Here is a 23,490-nt window from a genome sequence, read left to right on the forward strand (position 1 = left end):
AAAACTTGCACTGATTTGTGCTTGTGCTTGTGCTGGCTATTTACCTGTGTGTCGTTTGTGGATAAGTCCGATCGCCAATTCATCCACTTCTTATCCACAGCCTGCAAGCATGCTTATCCTAAGCTTTGCCGCGATATTGCAACAGGTCACGGTCAGCCGGTCAGTGTACGAATCAATTGTTCCCAGTCCTGGCGCATGCGTGCATCGGTTTCGACGAATTTGCGAATGGTCTTGCAGGCATGCATCACGGTCGTATGGTCGCGCCCACCAAAAGCCTCGCCGATCTCCGGCAGGCTGTGTTCGGTCAATTCCTTGGACAAGGTCATCGCCATCTGTCGCGGTCTTGCCAACGAACGCACGCGACGCTTGGACAACAGATCCTGCAAGCGTACGTTGAAGTATTCGGCCGTGATCTTCTGGATATTCGGAATGGTGATGGCCTGGGCGTGAGTCGCCAGCAGATCACGCAGAGTTTCCTCGGCAAAATCGGTGGTGATGGGCTTGCCGTAGAAATTGGCGCGTGCTGCCAGCGTGTTCAGCGCGCCTTCGAGATCGCGAACATTCGAGCGGATGCGCTTGGCTAGCAGCATCGCCACACTTTCGTCCACCGCGACGCCCTTCTCGTGTGCCTTGGCCAGCAGAATCGCTGCCCGCGTCTCGAAGTCCGGTGGCTCGATCGCTACGCTCAATCCCCAGCCCAGCCGCGACTTCAGCCGCGGCTCCAGCTTGTCCACTTCTTTCGGATAGCGGTCGCAGGTGAGGATGATCTGCTGTTTGGATTCGAACAGCGCGTTGAACGTATGGAAAAACTCTTCCTGCGTCGTGTCCTTGCCTGCAAAGAACTGAATATCGTCGATCAGCAGCGCATCGACCGAACGAAAGCGTTTCTTGAACTCATCCATGCTCTTGGCGCGCAAAGCTTCGATCATCGAACCAACAAACTGCTCCGAGCGCAGGTAAAGCACCTTGCAGTTGGGATTGTGTTCGCGCATCAGATTACCTGCAGCGTGCATCAGATGGGTCTTGCCCAAGCCGGTGCCGCCGTAAAGCAACAGCGGGTTATACGCGCGGCCCGGGTTGGTCGCCACTTGCATCGCGGCAGCCTTGCCCAGCTGGTTCGACTTGCCTTCGACGAAGGTTTCGAAGGTGTAGTGCGGATCGAGGTTGTGATTGAACGCCGGCGCAGTTGGTTCCGTCGTCTTTGCGCGCGGAGAAACAGCGGCTTTTGCCGGCGCCGGCGGCCTTGCCGAATTGGAACCGACATCCACGCGAACGGTTATGGCACGTCCGGCCAGTTGGTTCAGCACTTCGCCTATCAGCGACAGATAACGGTCTTTCACCGTGTCCAACGTGTAGGAATTGGGCGCAAACAGCTGCAAGCCATCCGCGTCATCACGTGCCTGCAAGGGCATCAGCCAGGTGTGCAGGTCTTCGGCGCTTACAATGCCTTCCAGACGCTCAAGGCAGCGCCGCCACAAATCACTCATGAATAGTTTCAACCACGGACTTTAGGGCGCTTTCGCGCATGGCGGGCAGCCAAGTCTAGCAGCAGCGCCGGCACCATCAGGGCGAATTATCCACATGGTTGCGCACAGCCCTGTCCACAGGTCGATGCAGGCGTGATGTCAATCCGATTTGACAGTCGTACTGCATACCGGACATACTTTGCGACCTTTTATTAACATTCCCTTCGGAGTACGCCATGAAGCGGACCTTCCAGCCCAGCAAGCTCAAGCGCGCGCGCACGCACGGTTTCCGTGCCCGCATGGCCACGGCCGATGGTCGCAAGATCATCAATGCCCGTCGTGCGAAAGGCCGCAAGCGCCTGATCCCGTAATCGAGCGGTAGATCATGCAATCCGCCGGTCTGCCGCGCGATGCGCGGTTACGCCGGCCGGCCGAATTCGCCGCATTGCGGTCGAGCAGCGGACGCGCAGGCGGCCGCTGTTTTCATATGCGCTATCGCGGCAACGAGCTCGGTCATGCCCGGCTTGGCCTGGCGATATCCAAGCGGGTTTCCAAGCGCGCCGTCGAGCGCAACCGGATCAAACGACTGCTGCGCGAATCGTTTCGGCGTGTTCGTCATCAGCTGCCGGCAGTGGATCTGATGGTGATGGCTCGAGAGCAGGCTGCCGGTGTTCCCGGTCCGGATTTGCTCGCTGAAATCGATTTGCTGTGGAAGAAGTTGCTCGCGACTCGCAGCGAAACCGTTCGCTGAATCTGCCCACCATTGAAGCCGGCCGCTGCGACCGCCACAATTCCGTGTTGACTCCAGTCTTTATCCGACCTTCCCTCCCTGACCTTCCGCGGCTCTGCATTGTCGTGGCGTTACCCGGATTTGCTACGCGATGAATCAAACGCGCACCTTTCTCATGTTCGCCCTGTTCGCCGTGGGGTATTTCCTGTTTCTGGCCTGGGGGAAGGATTACGCGCCGCTGCCGCCATCCACACCGGTCGCCAGCTCAAGCAGCGCGGCCACGCCATCCGATGGCAGCGTTCCGATCGCTACCAACGAGGGTGCCGCCACAGCCAGCGTCGCTATTCCGGGTGCGGCTCAGACGGCTGGAACCGCGTCGTCGCCCAGTGCAACGACCGCCAAGCTGATCAGCATCGACACCGATGTCCTGCATCTGACCGTGGATACGCGCGGTGGCAGTGTGGTGAAGACTCAGCTGCTGGCCTACCCTTCACTACCGCCGACCCACAACCAGCCCAACCCGCCACCGACGGTGCTGCTGGACAACAGCGACGATGATTATTTCGTGGCACAGAACGGCCTGGTCAGCAGCAGCGACAAGGCGCCAGCGGATCAGCCGAACCATCAGGCGATCTTCACCGCCGCGCAGAGCAACTACTCGCTGGCGCCCGGACAGAACGAGCTGAAAGTTGATCTCACCTGGCAGGACGCTGCCGGTCTGAAAGTCACCAAAACCTATACGTTCAAGCGCGGCAGTTACGAGATCGGTCTGACTCAGCGCATCGACAACGGTGGCAGCCAGTCGTGGCAGGGCTACGCCTACCAGCAGCTGCTGCGTGCCGCACCGCCCAAGCCCAGCAGCTGGATCAAGGGTTATACCGATCCGCAGACACGCTTTGCCCAGGGTGCCGGCTGGTACACGGGCGAAAAATTCGAGAAGTTGTCCTTCAAGAGTTTCTCCGAGCCGAAGGATCAGCTCGACAGCCAGATCAAGGGTGGTTGGGCAGCGATGCTGAAGCTGTACTTCTTTGCCGCCTGGATTCCACCGCCGGGCGAGATGGATCACTACGTCACCAGTACGATCAATCCGGACAGCGGCCAGCCGCATTACCTGATCCGCACGATGGGGCCGGCGCTGAGCGTGGCACCCGGCCAAACGAGCTCCAGTCAGTCGCAGCTTTATCTCGGCCCGAATATTCAGGGCAGCCTCGACGCCATTGCGCCGGGCCTGGACCTGACCATTGACTACGGCATGTTCAAGGCGATCGCGGTGCCGATGCACTGGGTGCTGTCGCAGCTGCATGCCATCGCGCATAACTGGGGCGTGGCGATCATCCTGCTGGTGCTGCTGATCAAGGGCGTGACCTGGAAGCTGACCGCCGTCCAGTACAAGTCCAGCGCCAAGATGCGCAAGCTGCAGCCGCGTATCGCCCAGCTGAAGGAGCGTTACGGCGACGACAAGCTGAAGATGCAGCAGGCCACTATGGAGCTGTACAAGAAGGAGAAGGTCAATCCGATGGGCGGCTGTCTGCCGGTGCTGATCACGATGCCGGTGTTTCTTGGCCTGTTCTACGTGCTGGAATACAGCATCGAGCTGCGTCACGCATCGTTCCTGTGGATCCCCGATCTCAGCTCGCCCGATCCGTTCTACATCCTGCCGATCATCTATGCGCTGGTGATGCTGGGCACGCAGTGGCTCAACCCTGCAGCCGCCGGCATGGATCCGGCGCAGGCGCGCATGATGAAGGTGATGCCGCTGCTGTTTACGCTGCTGTTCGCCTTTTATCCTTCGGGTCTGTGCCTGTATTACGCGATCAATGGCCTTGTGGGTCTGGGCCAGCAGTGGTGGGTGACCCATCACGTGGATCGTGAAGAAGGAAGCAAAGCCGCCTGAGGCTGCGTGTAAGAGAATTAGAGACATCGACAGCCGCGATCGGGAAACCATCGCGGCTGTCTTCGTTTAGAGTGCATGCCGATGACCCTCACACCGTCACCCGATCCATCCAGCGACACGATTGCTGCCATTGCCAGCGCGCCCGGCATGGGCGGTGTGGGTGTGGTGCGTGTATCCGGCCCGGCAGTGCCGGCGATTGCGCAAACATTGTTGGGCCATATACCGAGCCCGCGCTACGCGCATTTAATCGCCTTTCGTGATGTAGCCGGCGAGCTGATCGATCGCGGCCTGTTGCTGCATTTCCCCGCCCCCGCTTCGTATACCGGCGAGCACGTACTGGAACTGCAAGGTCACGGCAGCGCAGTACTGCTGGATCTGTTGCTGCGCCGCGTGTGCGAGCTGGGTGCTCGGCTGGCGCGGCCGGGTGAGTTCACCGAGCGCGCCTTCCTCAACGGCAAGCTCGACCTGGCGCAGGCCGAAGCGGTGGCCGATCTCATCGCTTCACGTTCGCAGGCCGGCGCGCGCGCTGCGCTGCAGTCGATGGAAGGGGTGTTCTCACGCAAGGTTGATACGCTGCTGCAGTCGCTGATTGCCTTGCGTGTGCATATCGAAGCGGCGATCGATTTTCCGGAAGAGGAAATCGACTTTCTCGCCGATCCGGCCATCAATCGTCAGCTCCTGGCAGTGCAAGCCGAACTGGCCGAGCTGCTGCGCGAGACGTTGCGTGGATTGCGTCTCAACGATGGATTGCGCGTGGCCATCGTTGGACGTCCGAATGCGGGCAAGTCCAGCCTGTTGAACGCGTTGGCCGGTAGCGATCGCGCCATCGTCAATGCGACGGCGGGCACGACGCGCGATGTGCTGCGCGAGCAGTTGAGCTTTGACGGCATCGTGCTGGAATTGGCGGACACCGCAGGCCTGCGCGAGACCGATGATGACATCGAGCGCGAGGGGGTGCGTCGCGCCCACAGCGAGCTGCATCGCGCCGATGTCGCGTTGCTGGTGACCGATGCAAGGCAGGCTGACGATGATCTCGCTCTGCTCTCGGATGTTCCCGAAAGCGTCGAGCAGTTGGTGCTGGTCAACAAGATCGATCTGGACGGCGATCACCCACATAGCGAACAGCGCGATGGCCGCCGTTGGCTATGGGCCTCGGCAAAGACCGGCGAAGGCCTCGAAACTCTGCGCGATACCTTGAAGAATCTTGCCGGGGCCGGCAGCGGCGAAGGTGCATTCAGCGCACGTCGCCGTCATGTGCTGGCGCTGCAACAAGTAGACGTCCATTTGCAGCACACCGCCCTGTATCTGGGCGAACAGCGCGCTGGCGAAATCGCCGCCGAAGAACTTCGCCAGGGGCAGCTGGCGCTTGGCGAAATCACCGGCAACTACAGCAGCGATGATCTGCTGGGCGCTATCTTCAGCTCGTTCTGCATCGGCAAATAATTACCGATGCTTGCGAGCCGGGTTGACTATCCAAGCAGCTATCACTTCAACGTCAGCTTCCTGCTGCTCAGGGGTTGCCGCCGTCATCCCCGCCACCTGCGCCGGGCGAACCCTGTTTGTTGTCACGTCGATGCTGTATGGCTTCCTGCTGCATCTGCTGATACTGCTGGCGCTGGCTGTCGGTGAGGATCGCCTCGATCTGACTGTCGGTATCCTGTTTGAGCGCACGCATTTTTTGATGCTGATCGTGCGGTGAGCTCGATGCATCGGCCCGCATCTGCTGCATTTGCTGCTGATGATTCTGCAGGATCGGCTCGATCTTGGCGGCTTGATCCGGTGTCAGCTGTAGCTTGCGGGTCAGTCGCGCGGTCTGCTTTTGTGGATCGGGCATGGCGTGTTGCGCTGGTGTGGCGGTGGTGTTGTCTCCAGGTGGCGGCATGTCCTGAAACGGCGCTGCATAGGCGGTACTGGCAGCGCCGATGCTGGCGGCAAGACCGAGCAGGGCAACACGGCTGGCAAACTTCATGGTGATATCTCCAGTTGGGTATCAAGCGTTGGCAACACGTCGATCAACGCGAGGCACTTGCTGCGGGTTGACGACCGCCGCGGCCTTTCTTCGCAAAGTCTTATCGGTGCATGGCTCATATTCATCCGGAGGTCTCACTCCGCCTGCTGCTTGCCCGAGGATTTTCCATGATCGAACTGCATTACTGGCCGACGCCGAATGGCCACAAGATCACGATGTTTCTGGAAGAGGCGGATGTTCCTTATGAAATCAAGCCGGTGAATATCGGCAAGGGCGAGCAGTTCACGCCGGCGTATCTGAAGATTTCACCAAACAACAAGATGCCCGCCATGGTCGATACCGATCCACTCGGCGGCGGTGAACCGTTGAGCATTTTCGAGTCCGGCGCGATCCTGCAGTACCTTGCCGAGAAGACCGGCAAATTTTTGCCAACACAGGTGCGGGAACGCTATATCGTTACCGAGTGGCTGTTCTGGCAGGTCGGTGGGCTGGGCCCCATGCTGGGTCAGAACCATCACTTCAATCGTTATGCACCAGAGAAGATCCCCTACGCGATCGACCGCTACGTCAACGAAACGCGCCGCCTCTACGGCGTGCTGGACAAGCGACTGGAGGGACGTGCCTTCATCGCCGGCAAGGATTACACGATCGCCGATATGGCCGCCTATCCATGGATCGTGCCATACGAGGCGCAGGGCATGTCGCTGGACGATTTCCCAAATCTGAAGGCATGGTTCGGTCACATTCGCGATCGTGATGCCACCAAGCGGGCGTACGCGCTGGCCGATACGATCAAGGGCAAGACGGATCTTGCCACCGATGAAGAAGCGCGCAAGCACATGTTTGGTCAGGGTGCTTTGAGGAAGTGACGCGTGATGCAAGCCGACGACGCTTCGATAGAGCGCCGTCGGTTTTGTTGGGTCAATCGAGGAAGTTGGTGCGCACCAGTTCTTCAATTTCCTTGCCGCGACCGGCGATGATCGCCTTGGCCGAATAAAGCGCCGTGTGCAGCACTTGACCTACTTCGATCTTCGGCGGCATAACCAACTCGTAGCGGTTGACCTTGACGTCGAGCAGGGCCGGGCCAGGTTGCGACAGTACATCTCGCACGGCTTCCTCCAGCGTCGAGGCATCATCCACCCGGCGGCCATAGAAACCCATCACCTCGGCCAGTTTGGCGAAGTCCGGATTTTTCAGTTCGGTGAACGCATCCAGCAGACCTTCGACTTTCTGCTCCATCTCGACAAAACCGAGCGAGCTGTTGTTGTAAACGATCACCTTGATTGAAATGTTTTCCTGCACCGCGGTGAGCAGGTCACCCAGCAGCATGCTGATGCCGCCATCGCCGCTGAGCGAGATCACCTGCCGAGCCGGTAATGCTTTTTTGATGCCGAGTGCCTCCGGCATGGCGTTGGCCATGGTGCCGTGGACCAGGCTGGTCAACGTGCGGCGTTTGCCGTTGCTGGTGATATGACGCAGCAGCCAGACCATCGGGCTGCCACCATCGGCGGTAAAAATCGCATCATCGTCGGCGTGCCGGTCGATCAGCTTGGTGAGGTACTGCGGATGGATCAGGCCGTCCGTGCCGGGGTGCTCTTCCTCGGCAATCTGCTTGAGCGCGGCTTCGCGATGCTTGAGGCTGTTGCGCAAGAACGCATGCTCCTCACGCGGGTGCAGGCGCGGCAGCAATGCTTCGATGGTGTCCTTGATGTGGCCGACCACACCAATATCAACGGGATGGCGTCGGCCCAGATGCGTGGCGTCGCTGTCGATCTGGATCAGCTTGGCTTCGTTGGGATAGAACTGGCTCCAGGCGAAATCGGCACCGAGCAGGAGCAGTGTGTCGCAGGCATCCAGCGCACGGAAACCCGACTCCACGCCGAGAATGCCGGTCATACCCATGTTGTACGGGTTGTAAGGCTCGATGAAATCCTTGGCGCGCGAGGTATGTGCGACCGGCGCCTTGATCTTTTCGGCCAACGCGACGATTTCCTGCTCGGCGCCCTCGCAGCCGGAGCCGCAGTAAAGCGTGACGCGTTTGCCGGCGTTGATCACCGCGGCGATCTCATCAAGCTCGGCATCGGAGGGTCGCAGCACCGGATGCGGCTGGTGCGGGCGAAAGGCGAGACCGTCTTCGACCTCCATCTGGCTGATGTCGCCCGGCACGATGATCACCGCTGCGCCACGCTTGTTGAGCGCGGCCTGTGCCGCCAGCGCAGTGACGCGGCGTGCCTGTGCCGGCGAATGGATATACGCACAGAAGTGGCTGCAGGTGTCGTAGATCGGTTTCAGATCCACTTCCTGCGGGAAATCCATACCCATCTCGCTGGTGGCGACCTGGGTCGCGATCAGCACCACCGGCGCGCGGTTGCGGTGCGCCTCGAACAGGCCGTTGATGAAGTGCAGGCTGCCGGGCCCGCAGGTGCCGGCACAGGCGGTGAGTCGTCCCGTGATCAGCGCCTCGCCACCGGCGGCCATGGCGCCGGCCTCCTCATGCCGCATGTGTACCCATTCGATATCGCTGCGGCGGATTGCATCGGTGATGTGGTTGAGCGTGTCGCCAACGATGCCGTAACAGCGCTGCACACCCGCCTCTTGCAACGTCTCGATGATGATGTCGGCGACTTTCTTCTTGCTCATGGGCGATCTCCGCGACGTTTGAAAACGCGGGCACCGGGCGGCGCGCGCAAACCCTGATTGGATGCGCTCCGATGAAAATTCCGAGTGAATGCATGGTGCCATTCATGGTTTGCAGAAATGAAAACGCCTGCCGCGTTGAGCGACAGGCGTTTAGTGGGTCGTGTTGCGATTCCGCGCGGACGAAGACTTCAGATCAGACGCGGCCGACGCCTGTATCGCTCTGTTCCAGCGGCGGTGCCGCGCCGGCCACGGCCAGCAGCGACTGTGCGTAGCTGTCTTCGATACTGACGGTGGACACCTCATCCCAGCCGAAGAACGACACCTCGCGCATCCATTCCGCGTCGGGGCTCAGCTCCTGCATGTAGAAACCGTCCTCATCGACACTGGCCAGGCGGCCGATATAGCAGACTTCGGATTCGTCCTCGCTGTCCACATGCACGCCGATCACCGGTGCCTGCGCGCCCGCGGCCTGGATCACTTCGCGGATGTTGTCCAGCGGAAAGCCGCGCGGCGGTCGCGGCAGTATGTGCTTCAGCGCCAACGCCTTCTCGAAAAAGATGTGGTGCTTGTCCGGCGCTTCCAGCTCGGAAACGTCGCGGTGGCGCATGATGTACATGCCGTCGTAGGTAATGCCGTCGCCGACCACCCAGAGCAGGAAGAATTCCTGCCCGACGCCGCCCACATAGCCGCAAAAGCTGCCGTGTTCGAGGTCTTCACGCCACAGCCGGATCAGCGTCTGATTCTGCTGCGCTTCGCGCAACTGGGCGCGCTGGCCGGTGGTTTTGAGTTCAATGATGTTGCTCACGGGCATGATTTTACCAGATCGGGCCGAACAGCTTGTTAGGGACGGCCGAAAGCACAAGAACTTGCGATACGGGACGTGAAATCACAGTATGTAGCGGCTGAGGTCCTCGTTCTGCACCAGGCTGGCCAAGCTCTTGTCCACATGCTCGGCGTCGATCAGGTAATGCTCGCCGGATTTGTCGGCGGCCTCGTAGGAAATCTTTTCCAGCAGGCGCTCCATAACCGTATGCAGCCGCCGTGCGCCGATATTTTCGGTGCGCTCGTTGACTTGGAACGCCACTTCGGCCAGGCGGTCGATGCCGCTGTCGACAAATTCCAGCGTCACCCCCTCGGTTCCCAACAGGGCAACGTATTGCTTGGTCAGCGCGTTGTGCGGCTCACGCAGGATGCGCTTGAAGTCATCGACGCTGAGCGCCGACAGCTCCACGCGAATCGGCAAGCGGCCCTGCAGTTCGGGAATCAGATCGGACGGCTTCGCCAGCGAAAACGCGCCTGAGGCGATAAACAGCATATGGTCGGTCTTGATCGGGCCGTATTTGGTCGACACGGTGGAGCCTTCCACCAGCGGCAGCAGATCGCGCTGCACGCCCTCGCGGCTGACACCGGCGTGGCCGTGGTCGCCGCGCTGGGCGACCTTGTCGATCTCGTCGATGAAGACGATGCCGTTCTGCTCGGCTGCTTCCATCGCCTGCGAGCGGATTTCATCGTCGTTGAGCAGCTTGCCGGCTTCCTCGTCGATCAGCATCGGCCGCGCCACCTTGATCGCCAGCTTGCGCTGCTGGGTCTTGGCGCCGCCGACGTTCTGGAACATCTGCCGCAGCTGCGCGCCCATTTCCTCCATGCCCGGCGGCGACATGATTTCCACACCCACGTTCATGGCGAAATCCAGTTCGATCTCGCGCTCGTCCAGCGCGCCTTCGCGCAGCTGCTTGCGCAGTTTCTGGCGGGTATCGTTTTCGATCGCCGGTGCCGGTGCATCGTGACTCCAGTCGGTTGGCGCGGACTGCCGGCGCGGCAGCAGCGCGTCGAGGATGCGATCCTCGGCGCGATCCTCGGCCAGCGTGCGCACACGCTTTACCGCCTGCTCGCGGGTCAGCTTGTACGCGACGTCGGCGAGGTCGCGGATGATTGATTCGACATCCTTGCCCACATAGCCGACCTCGGTGAACTTGGTCGCTTCCACCTTGACGAACGGAGCATTGGCCAGCGTGGCCAATCGACGCGCGATCTCGGTCTTGCCGACGCCCGTCGGGCCGATCATCAAGATGTTTTTCGGCGTGACTTCATTGCGCATTTCCGGCGCCAGCTGCATGCGCCGCCAACGGCTGCGCAGCGCCACGGCCACCGCACGCTTGGCGTCGTTCTGGCCAATAATGAAGCGGTCGAGTTCATTGACGATTTCGCGGGGAGTGAGTTCGGACATGGCTGGACCAGGGATGAGGGGCGAGTCCCCAAAAGGGGATAAATAGCAACGGCGCTAAACCGTCTGCGCGCTTTAGTGGATAAAGGTGAGCGGAGCGGTAGATCGGTACCCTCGTCCTCGCCCCTCCTAAAGCTCTTCGATGCTGACGTTGTGATTGGTATAGATGCAGATGTCGCCGGCAATCTTCAGCGCTTTCTCGACAACCGTACGCGCATCCAGATCGGTGTTTTCCAGCAGAGCCAGCGCGGCCGATTGCGCGAACGGGCCGCCGGAGCCGATGGCGATAAGCCCGTGCTCAGGTTCCACCACGTCACCGTTGCCGGAAATCAGCAGCGACGCGTCCTTGTCGGCGACCGCCAGCATCGCTTCGAGCCGGCCGAAGCGGCGATCGGTGCGCCATTCCTTGGCCATTTCCACGGCGGCACGGGTGAGATTGTTGTTGTGTTTTTCGAGCTTCTGCTCGAACAGCTCGAACAGGGTGAACGCGTCAGCGGTGGCGCCAGCAAATCCGGCGACCACGTCAGCCGCCTTGCCGAGCCGGCGCACCTTGCGCGCATTGCCCTTCATTACCGTGTTGCCCAGCGTGACTTGACCGTCGCTGCCGATGACGACGCGGCCTTCGCGACGTACGCAGACGATGGTGGTGGCGTGAAACGATTCCATGAGCGCTCCGCTTGTTTGCCTGAACCGCCGAGATGGGGCCGTCAGCCCTTGCTTCAATGTCTACACCATGCGGATGGCTGGGCCAAATGCACCCAAAGGTCCGTCAGGGCTTGCTTTTGGCCCGCGGATGCGCCGCGTCGTAAACCTTGGACAGGTGCTGGAAATCCAGGTGCGTATAGATTTGGGTGGTCGCGATATCGGCGTGACCAAGCAGCTCCTGCACTGCACGCAGGTCGCCGGAGGATTCCAGCATGTGGCTGGCAAAGGTATGCCGCAACAGATGCGGATGGATATGTTTGGGGATGCCCTGTTGCAGCGCCAGCGTTTTCATGCGCAGCTGGATCGTGCGTGGATTGATCGGTGCACCGCCGCGGCCGCGGAAAACAGCGCTCTCGGCGACCATGCCTTCTTCCGCACCAAGCGCGCGCAGCGCAGTGACGGCATGGCGGCCAACCGGCACGATGCGCGTCTTGCTGCCCTTGCCGAGCACGCGTACTTCGCCGCCATCGAGATCGAGATCGAGCCAGTGCAGGCCGACCAGTTCGGACAGGCGCAGCCCGCTGGAATAGAACAGCTCCAGCATGGCGCGATCGCGCACGGCCAGCTTGCCGCCGCTGTCGGTTTCCACCAGGGCGCTGGCCTCGTCGACATCCAGCACCTGCGGCAGCTTGCGCCGCACCTTGGGGCCGCGTACGCCGAGCATCGGGTCGTGGCTGAGCTGACCTTCGCGCGTGAGTTGGCGAAACAGGCTGCGACAGGACGAGAGCAGCCGCTGCAGGCTCTTTGGCGCGAGGCCCTCCCTGCCCTTGCTGCCGCGATGTTCGGTGGCGACGAAGGTGCGCATGCGGTTGGCATCCAGCGCATCGAACGAGGCGACTTGATTGTCCTGCATGAAGCGTAGCAGCTTGGCCAGGTCGCGACGGTAGCCTGAGACGGTATGCGGCGAAGCCTGGCGCTCGCTGGCGAGGCGGCCGAGCCAGTCGTCGATCTGGCGTTCGGGCGTCACTGCCGACTCAGGAAACGTCCCGCGAGCGCGCCAGCGCGGCGGTGATCGTGGCGGCAATCATCTTCAGAAACAGATTGCCCATGCCTGGCTGGAAACGATCCGGGTCGTTGCTGCCGATCGCCAGCATGCCGGCATCACCCAGACGCATCATCGCCACCGAGCGGGTTTCCGCGGCGGCGTTGCCAAACAGCCGTTCGAGTCGTTCGATCGATAGCCGTCCGGACACGGGCTCGTTCTGATGCAGAAAGTCGCTGAATTCCGGCAGCGCATCGGGACCAGCCACTTGTATCAGCCAGTCGGCGCGCGGCAGCGGCGGTTCGCTGGCGAACAGCACCAGGCGCACCTGGTCGGTGTGGAAATCGGCGGTGAGTTTGGCCACCACGCTGCGCGCGGTCACTTCGATGGTGTTGGCCCGCAGCAACGCCACGGTGAGCGCATGCACGCGCTCCATCAGCTTTTCGTTCTCGGCGGCAATCGCGATCAGTTCGGCCAGACGGCGTTCGAGTTCGGCGTTCTTTTCACGCAGACTCTGCAGTTGATAGGTGGCCAGCGATGCAACCGGGCCTTTTTCGTGCGGCATCTTCAACTGCGCCGCCAGCTCCGGATAGTCGCTGAGAAATTCCGGATGCAGCTTCAGGTAGGACGCGACAACGCGCGCCTGGGTAGCGTCATCGAGCAGGGTTGCGGTCATGCGCTTGGTACCTCGAAGCAGAAGCGGGGTGCGCACAAAGGCGCGCTTGCCTGATCAGTGTGCGATGGACCGGCTCAGGCTTCAACTGCGGGTTTGATATAACAGGCCGAAATGGCGTTCACGCCGTACCGGAAAGATCACGGCAAAGTCGCGTCGACGAACCACTCACCTTCAAACACAAAAGTTGCCGAGCCGCTCATCCATAGCGGCTGGCCGGGGCCCGCCCAGTCGATCTGCAGCGTGCCGCCGGGCAAGCTCACTTGCACGCTGTCATCCACGTCGCCGCGCTGATGCAGCACGGCCATGGCTGCACAGGCACCGGTGCCGCAAGCCTGGGTCCAGCCGACGCCGCGCTCATGCACGTTGAGGCGCAAATGGCCGCGATCGATGATCTGCACGTAACCGGTATTGGCTCCTTCGGCAAAACGCGGGTGCGTGGTGATGGCCGGTGCCTGGCTCATCATGTCGCGCGCAGGGAGCGCCTCGACGGTAACCACCGCATGCGGATTGCCCATCGACACGGCGCCGATATCCAGTGTCTGCCTGTCGACTTCAATGGTGTAACGGTCGGCGACGTGTTCTGCCTCGAACGGAATGTGCGCCGGTTCGAATACCGGCTCACCCATGTCCACCGATACCCGGTCAGCCGCAAGCAGACGAACGGTGACGGCCCCCGAAGGGCTTTGCAGCCGTACGGTGTCGCCGATGGGCAACGCATTGGCGCGATGCAGCCATGCAGCCACGCAGCGGACGCCGTTGCCGCATTGCCGCGCGGCTGAACCATCGGTGTTCCAGATGCCGTAATAGAACGCGCAGCCGGACTCGCGACTAGGTTCGATGCTGATCAACTGATCGAAGCCGACGCCAGTATGGCGATCGGCCAAGGCACGAATCTGCGCGGGATCCAACGCAAACGGTGTGTGTCGGCAATCCAGCACCACAAAGTCGTTGCCGATGCCGTGCATCTTCGAAAAGCGCAGCTTCATGATCGGCGCCCACTCAGTATTGCGTGGTATCCGGCCGTTGGTTGTCAGGCACCAGGCTATCCGCATCGATAGCCGGCTTGGGCTTTACCGTCGTACTCGATGCGGATGCCGGTGCTGGCTTGGTTGCCGGCGGCAGATACAGCGGACCTTTCTGACCGCAGCCGGCGAGCGTGCTGGCTGCGAGACAAGACAAGGTCAGCAAAAGCAAATTCAGCGAGAGCGGTCGGCGCATGACGAGATTTCCTGTAGAGACCCGCAGTATAGCGATGCGCAGTTAACTCATCGCAGCATCGCGAGGTCATGCCGTTTATGATGCGCGAATTACGTTACGCCCGCGCGGCGAGGGATTTCACGATGGATTGGAGCACATGGCTGCGCATGCCAATGACCGTGCTGTTGGTGCTGGCGGCGGTTTTCCTGCTGGTTACCCTGGTGCAGCTGGTCGTGCTGCGGCAGCATTTGCACGGTGGTCGGCGGCTTGCTGCGATGTGGCGAGCACTGCTTTGCCTGACTTTTTTCGCGTTGGCGCTGCTGCTTGGCGGCACCGGCTACGCGCTGCGCGGGTATCGCCTGCTCAGCGAAGAGACGCCGGTGGTCGATATCGACGCGCATATCCTTTCACCGCAGCGTTGGGCGCTTACGTTGACCTGGCCCGATGGCAGCACGCGGCAGGTGCAGGTTGCCGGTGACGATTGGAACATCGAAGCCATCGTGTTGAAGTGGAAGCTGCCAGCTCTGCTGTCGGGCGTGCCGCCGCTGTACCGGCTCGATCGCCTGTCCGGCCGCTATGATGATGCCGCTCAGGAGGCCAGCGCACCGCGCACTGTCATCAGCTTCGACCATGCCGACGACGGCTTCGATCTGCTCGATCTGCACAAGCAGTATCCCGACTGGCTTCCCGAGGTCGACACCCTCTACGGCAGCGGTGCGTTTCTGCCGCTGGTCGACCAGGGCCACTACACGGTGAGCCTGATGCGCACCGGTGCACTGGTGGCGCGGCCGGATGAGGCGACGCAGCAGAAGATCGGGCAGCCGTTTGGGGGCTGATCGTTGTTGCAGGCATCGTTGTTGCAGGTGCGGAAGCTTCACGTTCTCGCCGGCGACTTGATCAGTCCAGCGCCTTTTCATACCGCCAGCCATCCGTGCCGTCCTGGTAGTAGCGCGACAATGAAGCGATGCGCTGATAGCCGAGGCGTTCGTAGAGCTTCATGGCGCTGATGTTGTCGGTGCGTACTTCGAGACGCAGGGTGCGGCAGCGCCGCTGACGGGCCGCGGCCTCAGTGGCTTCGACCAGTGCGGTGCCCACGCCCTTGCCGCGCGACTCGGGTTGGCTGGCCAGTGAATACAGGCGTGCCACGCTACTGCCTTTGCGGAAAAACACCACGGCGGTGCCGAGAAATCGGCGGTGGTTGGCACTGGCGACCAGCACCAGCGCGGAGTCGCTGTCGAGGTGACGGCGGTACTGATCGCGGGTCATGCGGTCGCTATCGAAGGTGCGGTCCTCCAGCGTGACCAGATCGTCGAGGTCGGACGTCTCGGCGCGGCGGACGCGCACGCTGGCCGTGGCAGGGGATGGACGCATGCTTGCTGGATCCCGGTGCCGCACGCTCTGCAAGGCGATCGGCGGCTGACGGTGAATGGAAGTGAATCCGGATGCCATGGAGTCGAAGTCCCGCAGTGAATGAGTGACGCAGTAAACGGGCAGGCAAATCCAACAGCCCTTCGGACCGCGCGGACTCTAACAGCCGGCGGCATTCGTGGCGTGTATTTTTCATTGGTTCGCGATCTGATGCCGATCGCGTTTAGTCCCGCTTCAGCGCTTTGACTTGTTCGGCGCCGGCCCTGTGCCAAACTGCGCGCCGTGCGTATCGCGCCCCGCCACCGCTGGGCAATCTGCTCCAACCGCATTGCCTGAGTGGTGTCATGACCCGTCTGGTCATCGTTGTCGAAAAAGCCTCCGATTGGGCTTCGTATTACCCGTCCGTCGACGTGATGAGCGCGATGGACTACCTGCGCGAGCCGATCGGTAACGACGATGAACGCACCCATGTCATCAACCTCTGCCGCAGCTACAAATACCTCGGCACCGGCTATTACGTGTCGCTGCTGGCCGAGGCACGCGGACATAAGGTGATGCCGTCGGTGCGCACGGTCAACGACCTGCGCCGCCGCTCGCTGTACGGCGTGGACATCGACGATCTGAACCAGAAGCTCACGCACTTTCTGCCCGCCGGTGGTCGCGACACCACGGATCTGGGCATCCTGGTCTACTTCGGTGAAACCGCTTATCCGGCGTTGCAGGATCTGGCGCGGCAGGTGTTTGAAACCTTTCCCTGCCCGCTGATGCGCATCGAGTTCGAGCGCGACCGCGTGTGGCAGGTCAGCTCGATCAAGCCGGTGGGTCTGCATACACTGGACGACGCGCAGGAAGACGCGTTCGCCGAAGAACTCGATCGCTTTTCGCGCAAACTATGGCGCAAGCCGCGCGCGCGCAAGCTGTATCGCTACGACATCGCGATGCTGGTCGACACCAAGGAGATGATGCCGCCGTCGAACAGAAAGGCGTTGAAGGCGTTCGTCGCTGCGGGCAAACAGCTTGGCATCGAAGTCGACATGATCGGCAAGAACGATTATCAGCGCCTGGCCGAATACGACGGCCTGTTCATCCGTGAAACCACTGCCAGCGACAACCACACCTACCGCTTTGCCCATCGCGCCGAGAAGGAAGGCATGGTGGTGATGGACGACCCCACCTCGATCCTGCGCTGCACCAACAAGATCTTCCTCAACGACCTGATGGTCTCGCGCAAGCTCGCGGTGCCGCGCACCGAAATCCTCTATCGCGATGATGCCAAGGGCATGAAGGAAGTGGTCGCCAAGCTGGGTTTTCCGCTGGTGCTGAAAATTCCGGACGGTTCGTTCTCGCGCGGCGTAGTGAAAGTGCAGAGTGAAGAAGCGCTGGGAAAAGCCGCCGGCGAATTGTTCCAGCACAGCGCCCTGCTGCTGGCGCAGGAATACCTCTACACCGAGTTCGACTGGCGCATCGGCGTGCTGAATCATGAGCCGTTGTTTGCCTGCAAGTACTACATGTCGCGCGGTCACTGGCAGATCTACAACCACGGTGCCAAGGGCACGGCCAAGAGTGGCGGTTTCGAGACCATCGCGGTGAACGACGCGCCGGCCGACGTGGTGAAGCTGGCGCTGAAAGCCACCCAGCCGATTGGCGATGGCCTCTACGGCGTCGATCTGAAGCAGGTCGGCAACAAGCCGGTGGTGATCGAGGTCAACGACAACCCGTCGATCGATGCCGGCGTCGAAGATGCCCATCTCGGCGACGCGCTTTACCTGCAGATCATGGGCGAGTTCCTGCGCCGGATGGAGCGCAAGCGGCAGGGCATCACAAGTTAGTTTCCGAAGGCTATTGAGTCAGGTATCAATCCATCATCTGTCAGTGCCACATCACCATGCGCAGCGATGGCTGGCGCGGTCGGCGCAGTGCGAGAAGCTTTCGTGGTAGCGATGGTTCCACAGCCAGCAGCACGATGAATGGCGCGGCGACCAACCAGAATACCGGCGTCCAGCCCAACAACTCCGTGTAAACCGGTACCAGCGTGGTGATCAGCAGAAAGCAGCCGCCAAGCAGCCACAGCCCAGCCACACCGAGCAGGCGCTGGTGGTAGCGGGCTTGTTGATGACGGCTGTCGGTAATGGGTTGTGCGCGCATGTGCAGGCTCCTTCGGTTTCGGATGACTGCAGCTTCCGATGTGCGTATCTCACGGGCTGCGATTCGTCAGCGGCGATTTTCGGAAACGCCAACGCGCCACTGGCATTCTTTGTCGCCGAGCGATCGTCACCAAATTGATCGCTAGTAGAATGATCGTCCTGACGCCGAGCCCGGCGACAAAACGAGTGTTACGGACACCTGCATGCCTGCCCATTCCTTCGCCGTCTTCGGTCACCCCATCAAGCACAGTGTGTCGCCGACGATCCACCGCGCGTTTGCCGAGCAGTTCGGCATTTCACTGGAATACCGCGCCATCGACGCTGCGCCCACGGATTTCAGCACTGCCGTGCGGCAGTTTTTCGCGGACGGCGGCTATGGCGCCAATGTCACCCTGCCGCACAAGGCCACGGCCTTCGCGCTGGCCGATGAGCGCAGCGAGGCCGCAACCCGTGCCGGTACGGCCAACGTGCTGACACGTCTTCCGGATGGCCGTCTGGCCGCACACAACACCGACGGCGCCGGCATGGTCCGTGACATGATCGAACGTCATGGCATGACATTACGCGACCAAACCGTGCTGATGCTGGGCGCCGGTGGCGCGGCACACGGTGTGGCGTGGAATCTGCTCGACGCCGGCGTGCGGACGTTGCTCATCGTCAACCGCTCACGCGAATCCGCCGATTCGCTGGTCGATGCAATCGGCGATCCGGCCCGCGTACAGTCGCAAGAATGGCGGCAACTGGCCGACCTCGACAGCGTCGACCTGATCGTTCACGCGACGTCGGCTGGTGTGCACGGCACTGCCCTGCAGTTGCCATCCTCGCTGGTCGCTGATCACACGATTGGCTATGACCTTTCCTACGGCGCAGCGGCGGCAGGTTTTCTGGATTGGGCGAAAAACGCCGGCGCACGCGACGCGTTCGATGGCCTTGGCATGCTGCTGGAAACCGCCGCCGATGCCTTCGCGCTGTGGCACGGCCAGCGGCCGCGGACCGAGCCGGTATATCAGTCGCTGCGTCGGCAAACCGCGTGAGTGGATTGTCCTGCCGCGCCGGTTGCGGGGCCTGCTGCATTGCGCCTTCGATCAGCTCACCGATCCCCGGCATGCCCCATGGCAAGCCGGCCGGTATTCGTTGTGTGCAACTCACCGTGGACAACTTCTGTGCGATTTTCGGTGATCCTCGTCGGCCGGCTGTTTGCGTCAGCCTGCAACCCGAACCGGTGATGTGCGGCCGCGACCGCCAGCACGCGATGGCGTGGCTGACGGCCCTGGAAGCTGCCACTGCTGGCGACTGAGCACGCGGCTGATGTGTTGAAAAGTGCGCGGCGTACTGGTTCTTGCGCTATATGGGTGTGTTACTTTTCCCGAACAGGGGCACCATCTCGCGGGGATTCACGCATGCTGCCGAAAGGGTTTTTTCATCGTCGCGTTGTACTGACCGCTGGCTTGGTCCTTGGGCTGACCGGCAGTGCTTTTGGTGCGGCAGCCGGCAATACGGCGACCAACAAAGCGCCATCGAGCACCAGTCCGGTCGGCTCGACCAATGTCACCGTAGCTGATCCCACCGTGCCGCGGCCGCCGGGCACACCTTGCACGGTGCAGCTTTTCAGCGGCGTCGCGTTCAACGATTTCAACCCGCGTCCCTACGCCTATGCGCCGCCCGCCGGCTGCGGCACGCGCTGGTCAAAGGTGGTGCTGGAGGCGGACTTCTCGGTGACTGCCGGGCGCCAGTTCGATCGCACCGCCACGCTGTGGTTGGGCGGGGTGAATCTTTATTTCGGTACCACCGAAGAACCATCGTCCACGGTGGCGCCAAGCTGGCACGTCGAGCGCGACCTCACCGACTACAGCGCGCTGCTGCGTCAGGCTGGTAACGGCCAGGCGCTCATCGGCAATGTGGTCAACAGCACATATACCGGTGTCATTTACGGTAGCGCACGGCTACTGTTTTATCCCGCCTCAATACTGGCACCTGCGGCGCATGCGCCCGATGCCGTGGTCCCGCTCGGCAGTGATCCGGTTGGCAACACGGTTTCGCTGGCCACCCCGAGCAGCCAGTTGAGCAAGTCACTAAGCCTGCCGACCAATGTCGAGCGTGCTTATCTCGACGTGTTTGTGCAGAGCCAGAATGCTGACGAGTTCTGGTACACCTGCGTGCCAGACCAGTATGCGGCGGAAGTACAGGAATGCGGCGGCGGCAATTTCCGTGAAGCGGAAATCAGTATTGACGGTCAGCCTGCCGGCGTGGCGCCGGTGTATCCGTGGATCTACAGCGGCGGCATTGATCCGTACCTGTGGCGGCCCACGACTGGTGTGCAGACACTGAACTTCATGCCGTACCGGGTCGATCTCACACCGTTCGCGGGTGTGCTGAGCAACGGCGCGGCGCATCAGGTCGCGGTGAACGTGGCTGGCGCCAACAATTATTTCTCGGCCACCGCCAGCCTGCTGCTGTATCTCGATCCGCATGCGAAAACGGTCACCGGCCAGATCGAGCGCAACACGCTGGTCGGCCAGCCGCCCACGCCGACGATCGGCGACACGCTCACCACGGACTCCTCCGGCAATATCACCGGTGCGATTACTACCCAACTCAGCCGGCATTTCATCATTGCTGGTTATGCCAACACTTCACACGGTCGCGTGGACAGTACCGTGGACCAGACGGTGGGCTTTGGTGACATCCAGACCTTCACCATCAACGCCACAACCTATCGCCAGGTGACCGATCAGCAGACTTCGTCCGACGGCGTCAGTCAGAGCACGGTCGGCGGATTCGTGACCGGCAAGTACAGTGAGCACATGCGCTACCCGCTGCACTTAGACGTTAACCAAGTGACCGCGGCCGATGGCAGTTTCACGCTGGCCACAGTCGCGCATCAGGGCGATGAAAAAAACCTTGCACACCAGCTGTTCGGCATCACGCTGTATTCGGCCAAGCTCAGCAATACGGTCGATAGTGATGACACGCTGGCCTTTGACGCCAGCGGCAACCTCACCTCGCACAGCAATCAGCAGAGTACGCAGACTTTCGCGTTCAATGATTCGCTGGGTGGCTGCTATCGCACCGATGTCGGCAGCTTCAGCGGTGCGGTGTCGAGCTACGCCACTGGCACCGGTTGCCCGGGGCAGCAGAATCGCCTGTTCTGGTTTACCCATCCGGATGGATCGCCGGAGAACGGCAATGCGGTGCTCGGCTGGTAATGATCGTGAGCCGATAACCATGACCTTCGCCGTCTTTCGGCGGCGAAGGTCATGGTCCGCGCTCAATGCTCCGTCACAGCGCTGACATACGGCGCGTTTATGGTGACGACCGCTTCCGCCAAAGCGCCCGGCTCCGGGTGTCTTCGCGCGCGGTACGACTAATGCGCGAGTCTCATGCCTTTTTCTGTTTCTGCTGCGCCGTCTCGACGCGGACTCTTTTTTGCCGCTGCTTTCGTTCTGATTCTCGTGGCGGGAGGCATTGGCTGGTACGTCCATGCGACAGGCACGGCCAAACCGGATTCTTCCGACGCGTCCGCCGCAGCGACCAATGCCGGCGGTGAGGACATCTTGTTGGGTTTGGCGAAAGCCGCAGTGAGCGAACACCGGCTAGTGGCGCCCGCGGGCAGCAATGCATACGAGTTCTACCTCAGCGTGCTCCAGCTCGATCCGAAAAACGCGATGGTGCCGGACCACCTGAGCGCGCTTTTCGCGGACGCTTGCAACGATGTGGAGCGTGCCATCAATGCGCGCGATGTCGACGAGGCGCAGCGAGAGCTTTCCTTGTTGCGTGACTACGACAGCAACAATTACAAGCTGGCGTTATTGGGCAGCAAGCTCAGCGCGCAGCGCATGGTCATGACACGTGAGCATGAAGCGCAAGCCGCTGTAATCCAGGCGCAATCAGAAAGTACGCGCTAGCTGCTTTTTCGAACGGTTTTCCATGCCGGCGTTGCCTGTTCAGCGCAGCAGCGGCCCCGCCTTGCGCAATAGCAGTTCGACCAGCTCGGGTTGCATGAAGGCGTAGTCGTCGCGAATACCCAGCACCACGATGCGTTTGCCTTTCAGATGCGTGCGATGGCGCATCAGCAAGCGTCGGCGATGCGCCGATTCCATCACGAGAATCAGGTTCGCCCAATCAAGCTGTTCTACCGACAATGGTGTGTTCGCGTCGTCGGCGAGGCCGGCTGAATCGGTATCCACATTCGGCCATGCCGTAAATACCTGCTCGGCGGTTGGGCTGCGCAGCCGGTTGCGACTACACAGAAACAGTACGCGGTGCACGGGCATCAGCCGGCGGCCAGATACTCGTCTTTCAGCCGCACATAGTGGTCAGCCGAGTAATGCAGCTGCTCGATCTGCGTATCGCTGAGCAGCCGCACGAACTTGGCCGGATTGCCCAGCCACAGCTCGCGCTCGCCGACGACCTTGCCTGGGGGAATCACGCTGCCAGCACCGACGAAGCCGTATTTTTTTATCGTGGCGCCATCGAGCACCGTGGACCCCATGCCGATCAGGCAGAAGTCCTCGATCGAGCAGGCATGGATCACGGCGCCGTGACCCACGGTCACGTCTTCGCCAATGATGGTCGGGAAGCCGCCAGGCGAATACGGGCCGTCGTGGGTGACATGCACGATCGTGCCGTCCTGCACATTGCTGCGCGCACCGACGCGGATGTAATGCACATCGCCGCGCAGTACCACGCCAGGCCAGATCGATACGTCGTCACCGAGTACCACGTCACCGATCACGGTCGCAGCGGGATCAACGTAGACGCGTTCGCCGAGGGTTGGGACGAATCCTTTGTAGCTTCGTATCGAGGTCATGGAAGCATTCTAGCGTTCGCGATCGTGCGGCGGCGGTCAATCATTGCATCGCGGTGTATTCGCTTTTCTACGACCCCGCACGCCATGGTGCCAATCGATACCGTAAAGCAGGTGACGGCCTCGTTCTCTAGGCACTTTCAATCGATTTCATCACGCCTCAAAACTTCCGAAGCGTAAATTCTTGCCATGCTGCGATGTAACACCGAAACCTGTTGACAGGTTGGCGTGTCTGAAAGCACTGTCCGAAGGCGGAACTTGGATATTGGGGGCGCGATTGGACTGTTAACCAATTAGGCCTACGGGAGTTTCGCGAGCACGTGAACGTCAATGTCCGGAGCTGGCTCCAATTGTGCGATACGTCTAGTAAAGGGAGCTACCGGATTCTTCAATACCTCTCATGATTGATACGAATCATGGTCAATAATCAAATGGAGAAAGATTATGCAATTGAATGACGAAATCGTTTCAGGTTGGCTCAGTGGTTCCGACAGCAGCAGCGGCTACGACAATCCGGCCGGCCCGCTGTATATCGAGGGACTGGCCGTTACTGAAGCGGCACTGACGAGCGCAGGTCCCGAGATAATCACTTTGACATTGCGCGGAAGTACGACCTGTTCAGTGGCTGGTGGTTGCGCTTGCTGTTGATCTAGGTTGCCGCCTGCGTGTATCAATTTTGTTTGTGCTT

26 protein-coding genes are annotated in these 23,490 nt (G+C 61.1%); 12 read left to right on the plus strand and 14 right to left on the minus strand.

The window, feature by feature from the left end; genetic code table 11:
- Positions 1-152: 152 nt before the first annotated feature.
- A complete protein-coding gene (gene dnaA, locus HDE80_RS12290) occupies positions 153-1,487 on the minus strand; it encodes a chromosomal replication initiator protein DnaA (protein ID WP_184671225.1) in 1,335 nt (444 codons plus the stop codon).
- A gap of 215 nt (positions 1,488-1,702) precedes the next feature.
- Here dnaA and rpmH point away from each other — a divergent pair, with 215 nt between their 5' ends.
- The 4 genes from rpmH (at position 1,703) to mnmE (ending at position 5,533) form a co-directional block, all read left to right on the plus strand.
- On the plus strand, positions 1,703-1,837 hold the full coding sequence (gene rpmH / locus HDE80_RS12295; RefSeq protein ID WP_007082494.1) for a 50S ribosomal protein L34: 135 nt from the start codon (positions 1,703-1,705) through the stop codon (positions 1,835-1,837).
- A gap of 14 nt (positions 1,838-1,851) precedes the next feature.
- Positions 1,852-2,217 (plus strand): ribonuclease P protein component, encoded by a 366-nt coding sequence (gene rnpA, locus HDE80_RS12300; protein WP_184671227.1) that lies wholly within the window; start codon positions 1,852-1,854, stop codon positions 2,215-2,217.
- 130 nt (positions 2,218-2,347) lie between these two features.
- The gene (gene yidC / locus HDE80_RS12305) at positions 2,348-4,090 is read left to right on the plus strand and encodes a membrane protein insertase YidC (protein ID WP_184671229.1); all 1,743 of its coding nucleotides are present in this window, start codon (positions 2,348-2,350) and stop codon (positions 4,088-4,090) included.
- 81 nt (positions 4,091-4,171) lie between these two features.
- Complete coding sequence (gene mnmE, locus HDE80_RS12310; protein ID WP_184671231.1) at positions 4,172-5,533, plus strand: tRNA uridine-5-carboxymethylaminomethyl(34) synthesis GTPase MnmE; 1,362 nt, start codon at positions 4,172-4,174, stop codon at positions 5,531-5,533.
- A gap of 67 nt (positions 5,534-5,600) precedes the next feature.
- Here the strand turns inward: mnmE and HDE80_RS12315 are convergent, their stop codons facing one another.
- Positions 5,601-6,059 (minus strand): hypothetical protein, encoded by a 459-nt coding sequence (locus HDE80_RS12315; RefSeq protein WP_184671233.1) that lies wholly within the window; start codon positions 6,057-6,059, stop codon positions 5,601-5,603.
- A 167-nt stretch (positions 6,060-6,226) separates the two neighbouring features.
- Between HDE80_RS12315 and HDE80_RS12320 the strand changes: the two genes are divergently transcribed.
- A complete protein-coding gene (locus tag HDE80_RS12320; protein WP_184671235.1) occupies positions 6,227-6,928 on the plus strand; it encodes a glutathione S-transferase N-terminal domain-containing protein in 702 nt (233 codons plus the stop codon).
- A gap of 52 nt (positions 6,929-6,980) precedes the next feature.
- Here HDE80_RS12320 and HDE80_RS12325 read toward each other — a convergent pair whose 3' ends face one another.
- The 8 genes from HDE80_RS12325 to HDE80_RS12360 form a co-directional block, all read right to left on the minus strand.
- On the minus strand, positions 6,981-8,699 hold the full coding sequence (locus tag HDE80_RS12325) for a thiamine pyrophosphate-dependent enzyme (protein WP_184671237.1): 1,719 nt from the start codon (positions 8,697-8,699) through the stop codon (positions 6,981-6,983).
- Positions 8,700-8,892: 193 nt separating this feature from the next.
- Positions 8,893-9,504, minus strand: coding sequence for a hypothetical protein (locus HDE80_RS12330; protein ID WP_184599977.1), 612 nt, complete (start codon positions 9,502-9,504; stop codon positions 8,893-8,895).
- A gap of 81 nt (positions 9,505-9,585) precedes the next feature.
- The gene (gene hslU, locus HDE80_RS12335) at positions 9,586-10,926 is read right to left on the minus strand and encodes an ATP-dependent protease ATPase subunit HslU (RefSeq protein WP_184671239.1); all 1,341 of its coding nucleotides are present in this window, start codon (positions 10,924-10,926) and stop codon (positions 9,586-9,588) included.
- A 126-nt stretch (positions 10,927-11,052) separates the two neighbouring features.
- Positions 11,053-11,589, minus strand: coding sequence for an ATP-dependent protease subunit HslV (gene hslV, locus HDE80_RS12340; protein WP_184599975.1), 537 nt, complete (start codon positions 11,587-11,589; stop codon positions 11,053-11,055).
- Positions 11,590-11,692: 103 nt separating this feature from the next.
- Positions 11,693-12,595: a tyrosine recombinase XerC gene (gene xerC, locus HDE80_RS12345; protein WP_184671241.1), complete on the minus strand. Its 903-nt coding sequence runs from the start codon at positions 12,593-12,595 to the stop codon at positions 11,693-11,695.
- A 7-nt stretch (positions 12,596-12,602) separates the two neighbouring features.
- Positions 12,603-13,286 carry a DUF484 family protein gene (locus HDE80_RS12350; protein ID WP_184671243.1) on the minus strand — a complete coding sequence of 228 codons (684 nt, stop codon included), beginning with the start codon at positions 13,284-13,286 and terminating at the stop codon, positions 12,603-12,605.
- 137 nt (positions 13,287-13,423) lie between these two features.
- Positions 13,424-14,272 carry a diaminopimelate epimerase gene (dapF, locus tag HDE80_RS12355; protein ID WP_184671245.1) on the minus strand — a complete coding sequence of 283 codons (849 nt, stop codon included), beginning with the start codon at positions 14,270-14,272 and terminating at the stop codon, positions 13,424-13,426.
- Between the two features lie 13 nt (positions 14,273-14,285).
- Complete coding sequence (locus HDE80_RS12360) at positions 14,286-14,504, minus strand: lipoprotein (RefSeq protein WP_184671247.1); 219 nt, start codon at positions 14,502-14,504, stop codon at positions 14,286-14,288.
- 122 nt (positions 14,505-14,626) lie between these two features.
- Between HDE80_RS12360 and HDE80_RS12365 the strand changes: the two genes are divergently transcribed.
- Positions 14,627-15,319, plus strand: coding sequence for a hypothetical protein (locus tag HDE80_RS12365; protein ID WP_184671249.1), 693 nt, complete (start codon positions 14,627-14,629; stop codon positions 15,317-15,319).
- Between the two features lie 61 nt (positions 15,320-15,380).
- Here HDE80_RS12365 and HDE80_RS12370 read toward each other — a convergent pair whose 3' ends face one another.
- The gene (locus HDE80_RS12370; RefSeq protein WP_184671251.1) at positions 15,381-15,854 is read right to left on the minus strand and encodes a GNAT family N-acetyltransferase; all 474 of its coding nucleotides are present in this window, start codon (positions 15,852-15,854) and stop codon (positions 15,381-15,383) included.
- A gap of 341 nt (positions 15,855-16,195) precedes the next feature.
- Here HDE80_RS12370 and HDE80_RS12375 point away from each other — a divergent pair, with 341 nt between their 5' ends.
- Complete coding sequence (locus HDE80_RS12375; protein WP_184599968.1) at positions 16,196-17,680, plus strand: RimK family protein; 1,485 nt, start codon at positions 16,196-16,198, stop codon at positions 17,678-17,680.
- A 40-nt stretch (positions 17,681-17,720) separates the two neighbouring features.
- Here HDE80_RS12375 and HDE80_RS12380 read toward each other — a convergent pair whose 3' ends face one another.
- Positions 17,721-17,996, minus strand: coding sequence for a hypothetical protein (locus HDE80_RS12380; RefSeq protein WP_184671253.1), 276 nt, complete (start codon positions 17,994-17,996; stop codon positions 17,721-17,723).
- A gap of 202 nt (positions 17,997-18,198) precedes the next feature.
- Here HDE80_RS12380 and aroE point away from each other — a divergent pair, with 202 nt between their 5' ends.
- From aroE to HDE80_RS12400, 4 genes are all read left to right on the plus strand, one after another.
- Complete coding sequence (aroE, locus tag HDE80_RS12385) at positions 18,199-19,029, plus strand: shikimate dehydrogenase (RefSeq protein WP_184671255.1); 831 nt, start codon at positions 18,199-18,201, stop codon at positions 19,027-19,029.
- A complete protein-coding gene (locus HDE80_RS12390; RefSeq protein WP_184671257.1) occupies positions 19,026-19,292 on the plus strand; it encodes a YkgJ family cysteine cluster protein in 267 nt (88 codons plus the stop codon). The genes aroE and HDE80_RS12390 overlap by 4 nt, the downstream gene beginning before the upstream one ends.
- A gap of 103 nt (positions 19,293-19,395) precedes the next feature.
- On the plus strand, positions 19,396-21,201 hold the full coding sequence (locus HDE80_RS12395; RefSeq protein WP_184671258.1) for a peptide-N4-asparagine amidase: 1,806 nt from the start codon (positions 19,396-19,398) through the stop codon (positions 21,199-21,201).
- A gap of 174 nt (positions 21,202-21,375) precedes the next feature.
- The gene (locus HDE80_RS12400) at positions 21,376-21,900 is read left to right on the plus strand and encodes a hypothetical protein (RefSeq protein WP_184671260.1); all 525 of its coding nucleotides are present in this window, start codon (positions 21,376-21,378) and stop codon (positions 21,898-21,900) included.
- Positions 21,901-21,939: 39 nt separating this feature from the next.
- On the opposite strand, the gene HDE80_RS12405 is transcribed toward HDE80_RS12400, so the two are convergent.
- Both HDE80_RS12405 and HDE80_RS12410 read right to left on the minus strand, forming a co-directional pair.
- Entirely contained in the window at positions 21,940-22,269 is a 330-nt protein-coding gene (locus HDE80_RS12405; RefSeq protein ID WP_221437547.1) for a phosphotyrosine protein phosphatase, read from the minus strand.
- The gene (locus HDE80_RS12410; RefSeq protein WP_184671262.1) at positions 22,269-22,805 is read right to left on the minus strand and encodes a gamma carbonic anhydrase family protein; all 537 of its coding nucleotides are present in this window, start codon (positions 22,803-22,805) and stop codon (positions 22,269-22,271) included. The genes HDE80_RS12405 and HDE80_RS12410 overlap by 1 nt, the downstream gene beginning before the upstream one ends.
- A gap of 441 nt (positions 22,806-23,246) precedes the next feature.
- On the opposite strand from HDE80_RS12410, the gene HDE80_RS12415 reads away from it, so the two are divergent.
- On the plus strand, positions 23,247-23,450 hold the full coding sequence (locus HDE80_RS12415; RefSeq protein ID WP_184508415.1) for a DUF6229 family protein: 204 nt from the start codon (positions 23,247-23,249) through the stop codon (positions 23,448-23,450).
- The last annotated feature ends 40 nt before the right edge of the window (positions 23,451-23,490 follow it).

The sequence above is a fragment of the Rhodanobacter sp. A1T4 genome (assembly GCF_014207185.1).
In the GTDB taxonomy this organism is placed as follows: Bacteria; Pseudomonadota; Gammaproteobacteria; order Xanthomonadales; family Rhodanobacteraceae; genus Rhodanobacter.

What these genes read in the sequence shown, in the direction of transcription:
- dnaA (WP_184671225.1), bottom strand. Translation starts at nt 1,487, where the DNA reads ATGAGTGATTTGTGGCGGCGCTGCCTTGAGCGTCTGGAAGGCATTGTA.
- yidC (WP_184671229.1), top strand. Translation starts at nt 2,348, where the DNA reads ATGAATCAAACGCGCACCTTTCTCATGTTCGCCCTGTTCGCCGTGGGG.
- HDE80_RS12320 (WP_184671235.1), top strand. Translation starts at nt 6,227, where the DNA reads ATGATCGAACTGCATTACTGGCCGACGCCGAATGGCCACAAGATCACG.
- rnpA (WP_184671227.1), top strand. Translation starts at nt 1,852, where the DNA reads ATGCAATCCGCCGGTCTGCCGCGCGATGCGCGGTTACGCCGGCCGGCC.
- HDE80_RS12395 (WP_184671258.1), top strand. Translation starts at nt 19,396, where the DNA reads ATGCTGCCGAAAGGGTTTTTTCATCGTCGCGTTGTACTGACCGCTGGC.
- HDE80_RS12375 (WP_184599968.1), top strand. Translation starts at nt 16,196, where the DNA reads ATGACCCGTCTGGTCATCGTTGTCGAAAAAGCCTCCGATTGGGCTTCG.
- HDE80_RS12410 (WP_184671262.1), bottom strand. Translation starts at nt 22,805, where the DNA reads ATGACCTCGATACGAAGCTACAAAGGATTCGTCCCAACCCTCGGCGAA.
- aroE (WP_184671255.1), top strand. Translation starts at nt 18,199, where the DNA reads ATGCCTGCCCATTCCTTCGCCGTCTTCGGTCACCCCATCAAGCACAGT.
- HDE80_RS12415 (WP_184508415.1), top strand. Translation starts at nt 23,247, where the DNA reads ATGCAATTGAATGACGAAATCGTTTCAGGTTGGCTCAGTGGTTCCGAC.
- HDE80_RS12370 (WP_184671251.1), bottom strand. Translation starts at nt 15,854, where the DNA reads ATGCGTCCATCCCCTGCCACGGCCAGCGTGCGCGTCCGCCGCGCCGAG.
- HDE80_RS12360 (WP_184671247.1), bottom strand. Translation starts at nt 14,504, where the DNA reads ATGCGCCGACCGCTCTCGCTGAATTTGCTTTTGCTGACCTTGTCTTGT.
- rpmH (WP_007082494.1), top strand. Translation starts at nt 1,703, where the DNA reads ATGAAGCGGACCTTCCAGCCCAGCAAGCTCAAGCGCGCGCGCACGCAC.
- HDE80_RS12405 (WP_221437547.1), bottom strand. Translation starts at nt 22,269, where the DNA reads ATGCCCGTGCACCGCGTACTGTTTCTGTGTAGTCGCAACCGGCTGCGC.
- hslU (WP_184671239.1), bottom strand. Translation starts at nt 10,926, where the DNA reads ATGTCCGAACTCACTCCCCGCGAAATCGTCAATGAACTCGACCGCTTC.
- hslV (WP_184599975.1), bottom strand. Translation starts at nt 11,589, where the DNA reads ATGGAATCGTTTCACGCCACCACCATCGTCTGCGTACGTCGCGAAGGC.
- dapF (WP_184671245.1), bottom strand. Translation starts at nt 14,272, where the DNA reads ATGAAGCTGCGCTTTTCGAAGATGCACGGCATCGGCAACGACTTTGTG.
- HDE80_RS12380 (WP_184671253.1), bottom strand. Translation starts at nt 17,996, where the DNA reads ATGCGCGCACAACCCATTACCGACAGCCGTCATCAACAAGCCCGCTAC.
- HDE80_RS12315 (WP_184671233.1), bottom strand. Translation starts at nt 6,059, where the DNA reads ATGAAGTTTGCCAGCCGTGTTGCCCTGCTCGGTCTTGCCGCCAGCATC.
- HDE80_RS12400 (WP_184671260.1), top strand. Translation starts at nt 21,376, where the DNA reads ATGCCTTTTTCTGTTTCTGCTGCGCCGTCTCGACGCGGACTCTTTTTT.
- HDE80_RS12325 (WP_184671237.1), bottom strand. Translation starts at nt 8,699, where the DNA reads ATGAGCAAGAAGAAAGTCGCCGACATCATCATCGAGACGTTGCAAGAG.
- HDE80_RS12365 (WP_184671249.1), top strand. Translation starts at nt 14,627, where the DNA reads ATGGATTGGAGCACATGGCTGCGCATGCCAATGACCGTGCTGTTGGTG.
- mnmE (WP_184671231.1), top strand. Translation starts at nt 4,172, where the DNA reads ATGACCCTCACACCGTCACCCGATCCATCCAGCGACACGATTGCTGCC.
- HDE80_RS12350 (WP_184671243.1), bottom strand. Translation starts at nt 13,286, where the DNA reads ATGACCGCAACCCTGCTCGATGACGCTACCCAGGCGCGCGTTGTCGCG.